Raw genomic sequence first — 10,437 nt, forward strand, 5'->3', positions numbered from 1 at the left:
ATTTTAATTCGGGTTTTTCCTGATCTGCTTATTATCCAGTCAGACCGGGTTCTGGTCCGTATTTCCCGAAGCCCCTGGCAGCCCTTACCTTCCCAGCTCTGGAAAATCCGGGCACAGTAGCCGTCCGGATCCACCCAGAAGACCCCGATTCAGCTAACCAGTACCATCAAAGTAATTTAAATACAAACCTGTCGTTCTCCATGGGTAAGGGAAAACATGTTCCAGAACTTCTGCACGAGGGTAGCACGAAAAATCCGGCGGCTCGGGTACGCAAAGAAAGTGGCAGCCCGGTTCGCGAAGTTTTTCTATGTCTCCATGATCACCACGTGCGGCCTGTTCGGGCTGTTTTTTGTTATCCCACAGGAATTGTTCGAGCCGATCGCCATTGTCGGGCAGATACACGCGGACACCCGGTATGGTACTCTTCTGCCCGCCACTTTTATCATACGTCGGTGACCGCCGGTCCGGGCGCTGAATTGTAATCCTGCACAACGCGGATGCTGACGAACCTGCCATCCGTTTCATGACAGGAACGGGAATCGCCTGCACAAGATACATCTCCCCGGATCTGGCGTTAAACGGGACATTCGCGGTACGGGCAGCAGGTGCCGGGTGCCAAAAAAAGGGATGGAGGTTTGAGTGAAAAAACAAGGAAAAAGGTGGTGGAATGGAAGTTTCAGCAACGAACAGGAAGGCTGTGGCCGGCCCGGATGCAATAGTAACTGGTGCGGCCGGAACAGAAGGGGAGAACGAAGAACTGGAATGGGGGAAGCGCCATATCCCGTGGGAACCGCCCCTATACCTGGCAGACCGGGTGACCGCGCTTCACGATATCCCCCTGGCACCGGGCCTGTGCGCGCTGCCACGAAGGCGGCCGCACCGGAAGAGCGTACGGCCGCGACCGGCTTTTTCAGGGACAGTACCGGATGACGGGGATGATGATGCATGACCCGGGGGCCGCTCCCAAAGAAAGCGATCGATGAGGCCCTGCCCGTTGCACAGGCCCGGGGCATGGTCATTCTCTGCAAACCCGGCGCGGGGAGCGTGTGCGATTTTGCGATCGCAGGCACGACCCAGACCCCGCTTGTCCGGGTGAAACGAAGCCGGAGGATCCACTGCCCGCTGCCGGAGATAGAGTCGCAGTTTGCCGAACCGCTTGCACTGCTCCGGCTCGTGCCCGCTACAAGAGAACGGTGCCGGGAACTCTGGGTCTGCGGGCAGTACGGGGCGCTGCGGTTCTTCCGGGTCGGCGATGCCGGTCTTGCCGAGATCGACCGGGACGGGAGACCTCTGGCGGGCACCTGATAGGTAATGGCCGGGAGAGGGAGATCGTCCGGAGATCCGCTGCCCCCGAAGCCACCCCGGAGACCCTGGTGTGACAGATCCTGAGGGAGTACCTCCCGGATCTCTTCATTTCATGCTCCGTTTACCCTTTTTTGGGACCAAAACAAGTCAGTTTCGCAAAAAAACGAGTCTGTTTTTTGGATTTTTCACCATTTTCCCCGGAATTTACGCTGGAGAATCCTGAACCGGCAACAAGCGTATTTAGGCTTGTTTGGAGGGAGGCGCGGGAAGAGGGATGTGGGTCAGGACGTGGGAAAAACAGGAAGTAAGAGACGAAGACTATTGCCCCGCTAAAAGGGTGTCGGGAACAAAAAAATCCTTCCCTGACAAGGAGGTACTGCGATGTTTGGGTCCACACATCCCCCCGGAGACACAGCTGTGCCGGGTCCTGATGGGAGACACCCTTGGATCTCTTCATTTCATGCTCCGTTTACCCTTTTTTGGGAGAGAAATAAGTTAGTTTCGCAAAAAAACAAGTCGGTTTTCCTGATTTTTCACTACACCCACATAAATTTACACCGGAGAATCCTGAACCGACAACAAGCGTATTTAGGCTTGTTTGGAGAGAGGATCAGGAAGGGGGATGTGGGTTAGCACGTGGGGAAAACTGGGGGTAAGAGACAGAAACTGTGCCCCGTTAAAAGGGTGCCGGGAACAAAAAAAGATCGTTCCCTGACAAGGGGTACTGCGATGCCCCGGGCTCATCTCCGGTTTTTTATGTCGGGAAAAATCCCGGACCCTGCGGTCCACCGTTCGGGGAACCGGGCTGATCGTGACGGAGTCGCCGGTCTCCCCACCGGAGCTGTGCTTGAGACAAAAAACAGGACATGCACCGGAGGAAGGGTGCTGGTTAGTACGCGCTCACTTCGATCCCGACAATACTCAGGCTCACATTGACCGGCTGTGCCTGACTGATATCGTACCGATAAAATCCGTCGCGGGATTCCGCGAGCAGAATGGTGTTCTTACAATCCGTCGCGTTGAGTGTAGAAAACGTGGCATTCCAGCTGTGCAGGGCGCGTTCCTGAACGCGGATGCGGCATCGGAACCCGCGACACCAACGCGGGCCGCCCCGGAATTTGAGACCGTACCGGCACTTGTTGCGCTGGCGACGGGGATGGTTGTTGCCCTCAGGAAAACCCGGTAACTCATCTTTTTTAGAGGGGGTCAGGCTGCGGTGCAGGCATTTCGGGGTTGCAGAATCAGGATTGCGCCTTTCCGGGGGAGGTATGAAAAAATGGGTTCTGTTAACTTGGTGATGGCTCGGAATTTTATCGGGCGCTAGAAAGTTGATAATTCTCTAACAAGTTAACAGAGCGGACAGAACCAATTGTCACTATACGATGATCATTGATCTTCGGGTATGATCAGATCGTAAATCTTGTACTCAAGCGGGGTGTTCTCCAGTCGCTTGACAAAAGTCGTAAACTCATCGTCTGTTATAACAATCGCACACGTGATCCCATGATATGCGGCATCGATGACACCTTCAGATGCCCCAAAGAAGAGGTCAGGGTTCCTGCCAATGGATTTCAGTGCGATCGACGATTCGATCCCGACAGCCGCGACTAATCCGGCCATGACAACGATTTTTTTGAGTTTGTCCTTCCTGACTTTAAGCGAACCCCCGTGCTGGACCCGGGGCACCTTGCAGACATGAATAATCCCCTCGTGATGCTCGATTATCCCGTTCACATCGAAAATCCCCACGTCATTGTTCTTCTTTGCATCCGCATAGACCGTTGCTGTCGCCGACCTTGGTTTCTTTTCCGCACAGAGATATCCGTCCTTCATGTAAAGGCCGGCGATATCTCCCTTTTTCATGTCATCGGCAGCAATTGCCGTCCAGACCGAGACATGCTTGATGATGTCGCGCCGGATATGCCGGACATACAATTCCAGGGTGGCCGCATTCTCCATGACCCAGGCCATCCCGGTCTTGGTCACCGCATAATTGCTCCGGCCGCTCATGGTTACCATGCCTTCGTCAACCAGGTCGCGGATATATTCGGAGACTGCCTGTGTTGTCATGCCAATCCTGTTGGCAATCTCCTGCTGGCGTATCGCCGGCTGGTATTCGGCTATCTCTACAAGGATCTGGAAGCGCGAGACATCGCCCTTGCTCCGCATAAGGAAGGGTAAAGGTCCCTTTGTATCCTGGGTCAGGCTGCATCAGCTCCGGTGTTTCATGTAATCGGAAAAAGAGTGACGACCATGAGATAATTAGTCTTTCGGGCGTGATGATGTGTTGTCGATTTATTTGGGATTTTTCCGAGAAGAAATATTGGCCATCAACCGCAAACGCATCAGAACTTAACATAACAAGATTTATTTAGTTATGTCAAGTAACTATGATCTCGTATTATTATGCATATCATGGAAGGATATCTGCCCTGGCAATGGTGCGTCTTCTGGTACCTTGTATCAGCGCCGTTCATCATTTACGGGATTTACCTCTTGAATCGACAGGTTAAGGAACACCGTGAAACCCTCTCACTGCTCGCAGTGTCAGGTGCATTCATCTTCCTTCTCTCATCACTGAAGATGCCGTCTCCCGTTGTGGGAAGTTGTTCCCATCCCACGGGAACCGGGTTATCGACCGTGCTGTTCGGCCCGTTCATCACCTGTGTTCTCAGCGTCATCGTGCTGATCTTCCAGGCACTTTTCATGGCCCACGGTGGTATCACGACGCTTGGCGCCAATGACTTCTCGATGGGAATTGCGGGACCGCTCCTCGGGTATGTGGTGTACCGGGTGGCAAAAGCAGTGAAGCTGAACATATTCGTAAATATCTTCCTCGTCGCATTTGTCGCGGATCTCTTTACGTATGTTATCACAGCAATCGAGCTCGCAGCGGCATTCCCGGCAACGCACGGGGGATTCCTGATCTCCTTTGAAACCTTCTTTGCAATCTATGCAGTTACGCAGATCCCTCTTGCGATCGTTGAAGGACTCCTTATCGCGCTCGTGTTCAAATACATCGTCCAGAGTCGGGGCGATATTCTCGTAAAACTTAAGGTGCTTACACCGGAGCAGGCTACAAAAATCACGGAGGGTTTCAAATGATCCCCAGATTTTTCATTAAGTACAAACTTGAGATCATCTTTATTGTGTTTATCGTTGCATTCGCAGCGTTGTTCCTTTACGAGCAAAATGCCCAGACCCAGGCAAAATGGGAGGGATCGGACGATCAGGGCAGTGCAGCCATTGAGGCAACAGGATACACACCGTGGATTCAGCCGCTCTGGACCCCTCCCAGTTCCGAGGTTGAGTCGCTGCTCTTCAGTATCCAGTCCGGCCTTGGGGCATTTGTGATCGGATATTTCTTCGGGTTTTACCGGGGCAAACGGGATAGTGCAAAACCTGCATAATTCCCCATTTTAATTTACTGATGTCCGAGACGTCAGAGTAAAGGTATTCATTATGTCGTTTATGGAAGAAAACTTAGATTACTATGCCCAGTCAAATGCGTTACGGGATGTAAACTGTTATCTCAAACTCGCCCTTGGTCTGGGAGCCATATTCATATGTATTGCCTCCCCGGCCCCGCTGGCCCCGCTGTTTATCGTCATTACTCTTTCTGCAATCACCCTGGTAGTTGCAAAAATACCGGTACGAGTATATGTGGAACTCCTTCATATTCCCGTAATATTTGCGTTCTTCTCCGTGATTGTTATCCTGTTCTTAAGCGGGAGTGGAGATACTATCCTTACGTTTACGGTCGCGAACGTCCCGCTGACCATCACGACAGGCTCTGCGAACCTTGCCTCCCTCGTACTTGTCCGGACATTCGGCGGGATGTGCGGGCTCTTCTTCATTGCCCTGACAACCCCCATGATTGAGATCTTTTCTGTCATGCACAAACTGCATTTCCCTCCCGTTATGGTCGATCTCTCCATGCTGATCTACCATTTTATCTTCGTTTTTATCGCTGAGACCATCGCAATCCATAACGCCCAGACAATCCGCCACGGGTATACCTCGCTCAAACGATCCATTAATTCGATGGCGATGCTTGGTGCTATGCTCTTCATCCGGGGATGGAAGGAGGCCGAAGATCTCATCATCGCTATGGACTCGCGGTGCTATGACGGCAAACTGGCATTGCCGGGCCAGCAGAATCCCCCAAAACCGGCGGCAATTGCATCTATCGCAGTCTATCTGGGTCTTTGTATTGCCGTTGCAATTATGACCAGCACGATAGTGCCTTTCAGGTGAACCATGACGAATTTGCTCGAATTTGATAATATTCATTACGCCTACCCGAGCTGCCCGGAATCACTTTCTGGCGTAACCTTCTCGATAAAAAAGGGAGCCAAGGTTGCTCTGGTCGGCCCCAACGGTGCCGGGAAGACCACCCTGATGCTGATGTGCAACGGGGTGCTCGAACCCTCGAAGGGGCGTGTGCTTCTCGATGGAGAACCGCTCAGGTACGACAGCAGATCGCTCCGCGAGGTGCGGAAAAAAGTCGGCATGGTCTTCCAGAACTCAGATACCCAGCTCTTTGCTCCAACGGTATACCAGGACGTGGCGTTTGGGCCGCTCAACCTTGGCATGGAACCAGACGAGATCGAGAAGGTCGTTAGCCGGGCACTCCTTGAGGTGGGGCTGGCAGGGTTCGAAAAACGCCCGCCACACCAGCTGAGCGGTGGGGAGAAAAAGCGGGCTGCGATCGCAGGGACGCTTGCGATGGACCCGGAGGTTCTCGTATTTGATGAACCAACCAGTTCGCTCGACCCTGCCGGTGCCGCGGATCTCATGGAACTGCTTGACGAGCTCCATGCAAAAGGCGCGACGATCATTATCTCCACCCACGATGTGGAGCTTGCATACCTGTGGGCAGACCAGATCATCCTCGTGAACAAAGGGACGGTGATTCATGCGGGTACTCCCGAGGAAGTCTTTACGGATCCCGCACTCGTCACGTCTTCGAACCTCCGGATGCCTGCGGTACTGGAGGTCTACACAGAGCTCGTCTCGCGGCAGATGGTGGAAAAGACGCAGTCGCCAAAGTCCGTCCTCCAACTCGTCAGTTCGCTCGAACAGAGCTCCGGTAAACCGAAGGCTTACAGGGCCCCCGGAACCATCACGGTCTGCAATGTGGATACAACCGGTGCTGAAGAAATCAAGGCGTGGGTGGCTGACAATCCCGGGCACAAGCACGGGGCAATGGGAACCCGGGCGAAGGACCTTGCCGAGCGCGAATCGATAGCGCTTGATTTCACGTATGGCGTGATAGACAAAGGGATCCTGCGGGCACTGGTCGGGGAATGCTCGGTGCTCCTGACACCGGCGTCGATGGTGCCGCATGTGTTCCGGCGGGTTGAAACATACTGCCGGGAGAGCGGCAATTCGATTGCCGTTGTCCCCATGAACACGAAAACACAGTCTCCCGCACCCGGGGCTATGACAAAACGAGGTCCGACAGAATGATCTTTCTCGCTGAAAACCACGGACATAATCATGTAGACTGCCATGAGCGCGAAGGTATCCCGGTATCTCACCCGGGGAAGATATGGGGCATCTCATACAGGGAGGGTTAAGCATGGTCAACGACGCGTTATGGGTGCTGCTCATCACCACGTTTATCGTTGCTGCCATCCACACCCTCTCCCCGGACCACTGGTTTGGCTTCGTGATGCTCGGCCACACCAAGAAGTGGGGCATCCAAAAGACGCTTCTTGTCGCCGGTATTGCCGGCATCGGACACGTGGGCACCTCTGTTATCCTCAGCCTCATTGCAATATGGGCGGGAGCCACCATGGCCCATAACTTCGCCTCGATTGCCGAGGTTGCAACCGGAGGGGAGATGGTTATCTTTGGTGTGGGCTTCGCCATTTACTCATACCTGAAAGGTGGAAATTCACATCACGGCATCCCATTCGTCAATAAAATCTTCAACATCGATAACCGGGAAGCGGAAGAGTTGATGCACGTCCACGATCACTGCGACCATGATCACGATCATCATCATGATGAGCATGGCCACGACCATGACGATCATCACGAGCATGACCATAACCACGATCATGATCATCATCACGATGACCATAGCAGGAAGATAGGCACAAAGATCGAGGCGGGCTATGGCCTGGTGGCCATCATTGCTCTTACCCCGTGCATCCTCCTCATGCCGCTGGCGCTGCGCGCCGGTGAAATAAGCATGGCTGCCGTATTCTGGACCATCGTTGTTTTCTTCGTCGCCACGATGGCAGCCATGCTGATTCTGGTGGCGGCCTGTCTCAAAGGACTTCAGGTAATCAAATTCGAATTCTTTGAGAAGTTCGGCGAGGTCATCACCGGAATCATCATTGGCTTCATGGGTGTGATGGTGGTAGCCGGGTTTATCTAGAGACAAAACCGGCACGTTACGAAAATTGAACACCAGTTACCAGAAAATGGAGGTAAAAACATGTCAAAGATTTTTGGATTCAGGCCGCAGGCAGCAACACAACAACTCATCGATAAGTTCGAGAAGGAAGTGCTGATACGGCATAACAACCAGCAACTCGTGGGAACCGTATATATCGATATGCAGGATGATCGATGGGCGGTCGCCGTTGCATATAACTACACCCGTAAACCCGGTCTACACGGGCACGAGAATCCCCTTGAAGTCCGGTATTCATACCCTGTGCAAGAAAATACCGGCGTACAGATGTTCCGTTCGGATTCTGCATCGGAGAAAGCGCTGAAAACCGAGCCTCTTAAAGACAGGGATGCGTTTATCCGGTTTGCCCTTATGCAGGAGCGTTCAATCGTGGGAAGGGCAGCATAGTTGGGGATCTAACTGCGGCAGACGCTCGGTCATGTTCACTCGTCCTCGCTTGAGGCTCCGGCTCGCTTCACATCACTTCGCTATTTTTTGAGGTTGCTCTGTTGGTAGGATGACGCCCCCGGCTCGTCACTCCGTTCCAGCGCCGGCGGCTGCTCGGCTCGCTCCTCCCGGCATCCGCGTCCCGGATTATCAAGTGTTTGGATCCTACGTCATACGAGAAGAGCGTGGCATTCCTGTCATCGGTTGAACAACGGGCGTGCCGTAAGAAGGTGCTTTCTCTTTAAACGGGTACGCAACAAATGAAAATTGATCGTGATACCGGTACTGACCTACACAACACTCGGCCCGTGCACGTGATCATGTTCCTGCGTGTGGGCGTGAAGATGCTCATGGAGAAGTTTGCCGTGACGGTGTATGTGCCGGTGGATGAGGTTGGCAGCCATAAGTAAATCCAGATTGCCCATGACGCTTGCGCAGTCAGAATCCAATTTTATCGTATGATCCTCCCCGACAACAATGGCGCGGGTGCTGATCTGTTCGACGATATCGAGGTCATGGGTTGCCGTAATAATAGTCTTGCCGCACTTCGCAAGATCCTGGATGAGCTCGATCAGCCAGATCTGGCTGCGGGGATCAAGACCGCCGGTGGGTTCATCAAGGAGCAGCACATCGGGATTTGTCGAGAGGATCGATGCGATACAGACCTTCTTTTTCTCGCCGCCGCTTAACATGTGGGGCGCCCGGTCCTGCAGGTTTTCGATTCCCAGCATCGCGATAACCTCTTCCGTACGCTTCTGCACTTCATCAGGTGGCAGATCAAGCTGGAGCGGACCAAAGGCAATCTCATCAAAGACGGTTGAAGAGAAGAGCTGGATGTCCGGGTTCTGGAACAGGAATCCTACTTTTTTACGGAAGGATCGGTTGAATTCGTTATCTTCAAGGGTATCGAATATCTCTTCTTTTACCAGGGTCCCGAACGCATAAAATTCTCCCGACGTCGGGTAACTCAGCGCATTCAAGATCGCAAGAAGCGTCGACTTGCCGCTCCCGTTCGCCCCGAGAATGGCAACCTGCTCACCGGCCTGGACTGCCATGGTCACCCCTTTGAGTGCTTCAAACCGTCTCAGGTATGTATAGGATACGTCGCGCAGATCGAATACCGTCTCCATGGTGTGCCTCGTATATCCTCTCTAAATTCGTATCAGATTCTGGGATGCAAGCATCAGGAAGATGCTGAGCGCCATCACACTCACGCACGCCACGTAATCCCGCCGGTGTATTGAGTACCGGTGCATGATCTTGATATCGCCGTTAAATCCCCGTGACATCATGGCCCCGTGTACCTTCTCGCTCATGCTCAGTGATTTTATAAGGATATAGCCGACACGGCCCCCCACCCATTTCTGTTCCTCAATCATAGGCAGGGTCTTAATCGATCTGCTTTTTTTTGCCGTGTAAAACCCCCTGACCATATCGGTAAAGAGGAAAATATACCGGTAGCACATGTCCAAGGTAAGGACATAGACTTTTGGCACTTTGAGCGATCGAAGGGATTTGAAGAGCAGGTCCCGGGGTGTCGTGAGAAACAGGAGGACGGCCGCCGAAACACAGGTTGCAACCCGCAGCACAAAGAGGATTGCCACCATCACACCCTGCCGGGTAATGGTGAGGACGGGAGGCAGCGCAAACGGGCCAAGGTGTGCGTTCGGGCCTAGGGTTGCAAGGGTAACCAGCGCATCCCCGGGCATAAAGACATTAAAGAGGATGGGGATCATGATGATCCCAGCAAATATCGGGATGAATACCCAGACGCGCTTGAGGAAGAACCCGAGTTCTATCCTGCTTGCCCAGGCAAAGACGAGCGTCAGCACGTACACGATTGCAAGGAGACGTATGTCGCGGGTCATTGCAACGGCAAAGATAAGGACAACCATCGAGACCAGTTTTACACGGGGGTCCAGGCTTTGCAACAGGCCTTTGCGTTTGGCGATGCTGTCGTTTACAAGGCACTCCTCAAAGAACGTAAAAATATCAGAGATCGTCTTCTGGACAAACCCTTTTTTTTTGCCGATGCTGACCGTACAGCAGGCACAGGGGCCGATTTCGATCTTCTGCATCCATTCAGGTATCATAGGATCTCCTGTCCGACGGCGCCCCCATCTTTCCTAAAAAAGCAGGAACTGATCGGGGCCTGAACACCGGATGTTGTTACGATTATAATGTATAGTGATATCCAGTAGTTAAAAAGCATTGGTATTTGCGATTATGTTTGATCAGTAAATGCGATAGTAGCGAAAAAGGTACACTATATGACG

Annotated in this window: 13 protein-coding genes; 10 read left to right on the top strand and 3 right to left on the bottom strand. The window is 52.9% G+C overall.

What is annotated here, in order from left to right; all coding sequences use genetic code 11:
* Positions 1-216: 216 nt before the first annotated feature.
* From QZN75_RS04775 to QZN75_RS04790, 4 genes are all read left to right on the top strand, one after another.
* A complete protein-coding gene (locus QZN75_RS04775; protein WP_292425466.1) occupies positions 217-456 on the top strand; it encodes a hypothetical protein in 240 nt (79 codons plus the stop codon).
* Positions 457-667: 211 nt separating this feature from the next.
* Complete coding sequence (locus QZN75_RS04780) at positions 668-949, top strand: hypothetical protein (RefSeq protein ID WP_292425469.1); 282 nt, start codon at positions 668-670, stop codon at positions 947-949.
* Positions 946-1,305 (top strand): hypothetical protein, encoded by a 360-nt coding sequence (locus QZN75_RS04785; protein ID WP_292425473.1) that lies wholly within the window; start codon positions 946-948, stop codon positions 1,303-1,305. The genes QZN75_RS04780 and QZN75_RS04785 overlap by 4 nt, the downstream gene beginning before the upstream one ends.
* Before the next feature lie 847 nt (positions 1,306-2,152).
* Complete coding sequence (locus QZN75_RS04790; RefSeq protein WP_292425476.1) at positions 2,153-2,491, top strand: hypothetical protein; 339 nt, start codon at positions 2,153-2,155, stop codon at positions 2,489-2,491.
* Between the two features lie 200 nt (positions 2,492-2,691).
* Here QZN75_RS04790 and QZN75_RS04795 read toward each other — a convergent pair whose 3' ends face one another.
* On the bottom strand, positions 2,692-3,474 hold the full coding sequence (locus tag QZN75_RS04795) for a winged helix-turn-helix transcriptional regulator (protein ID WP_292425479.1): 783 nt from the start codon (positions 3,472-3,474) through the stop codon (positions 2,692-2,694).
* Positions 3,475-3,711: 237 nt separating this feature from the next.
* Between QZN75_RS04795 and QZN75_RS04800 the strand changes: the two genes are divergently transcribed.
* The 6 genes from QZN75_RS04800 (at position 3,712) to QZN75_RS04825 (ending at position 8,122) form a co-directional block, all read left to right on the top strand.
* Positions 3,712-4,410, top strand: a complete 699-nt coding sequence (locus QZN75_RS04800; protein WP_292425482.1) for an energy-coupling factor ABC transporter permease — start codon at positions 3,712-3,714, stop codon at positions 4,408-4,410.
* Positions 4,407-4,715 carry an energy-coupling factor ABC transporter substrate-binding protein gene (locus QZN75_RS04805; RefSeq protein WP_292425484.1) on the top strand — a complete coding sequence of 103 codons (309 nt, stop codon included), beginning with the start codon at positions 4,407-4,409 and terminating at the stop codon, positions 4,713-4,715. Before QZN75_RS04800 ends, QZN75_RS04805 begins: the two co-directional genes overlap by 4 nt.
* 61 nt (positions 4,716-4,776) lie before the next feature.
* The gene (cbiQ, locus tag QZN75_RS04810; protein ID WP_292425488.1) at positions 4,777-5,562 is read left to right on the top strand and encodes a cobalt ECF transporter T component CbiQ; all 786 of its coding nucleotides are present in this window, start codon (positions 4,777-4,779) and stop codon (positions 5,560-5,562) included.
* Between the two features lie 3 nt (positions 5,563-5,565).
* Positions 5,566-6,777 (top strand): energy-coupling factor ABC transporter ATP-binding protein, encoded by a 1,212-nt coding sequence (locus QZN75_RS04815; RefSeq protein WP_292425491.1) that lies wholly within the window; start codon positions 5,566-5,568, stop codon positions 6,775-6,777.
* 112 nt (positions 6,778-6,889) lie between these two features.
* Positions 6,890-7,696, top strand: a complete 807-nt coding sequence (locus tag QZN75_RS04820) for a hypothetical protein (protein ID WP_292425493.1) — start codon at positions 6,890-6,892, stop codon at positions 7,694-7,696.
* 60 nt (positions 7,697-7,756) lie between these two features.
* Positions 7,757-8,122: a hypothetical protein gene (locus QZN75_RS04825; protein ID WP_292425496.1), complete on the top strand. Its 366-nt coding sequence runs from the start codon at positions 7,757-7,759 to the stop codon at positions 8,120-8,122.
* Between the two features lie 329 nt (positions 8,123-8,451).
* Here QZN75_RS04825 and QZN75_RS04830 read toward each other — a convergent pair whose 3' ends face one another.
* Both QZN75_RS04830 and cbiQ (QZN75_RS04835) read right to left on the bottom strand, forming a co-directional pair.
* The gene (locus QZN75_RS04830; protein WP_292425498.1) at positions 8,452-9,291 is read right to left on the bottom strand and encodes an energy-coupling factor ABC transporter ATP-binding protein; all 840 of its coding nucleotides are present in this window, start codon (positions 9,289-9,291) and stop codon (positions 8,452-8,454) included.
* A 21-nt stretch (positions 9,292-9,312) separates the two neighbouring features.
* Positions 9,313-10,254: a cobalt ECF transporter T component CbiQ gene (cbiQ, locus tag QZN75_RS04835; protein ID WP_292425501.1), complete on the bottom strand. Its 942-nt coding sequence runs from the start codon at positions 10,252-10,254 to the stop codon at positions 9,313-9,315.
* Positions 10,255-10,437: the final 183 nt, after the last annotated feature.

The organism is Methanoregula sp. (genome assembly GCF_003170075.1).
Lineage (GTDB): Archaea > Halobacteriota > Methanomicrobia > Methanomicrobiales > Methanospirillaceae > Methanoregula.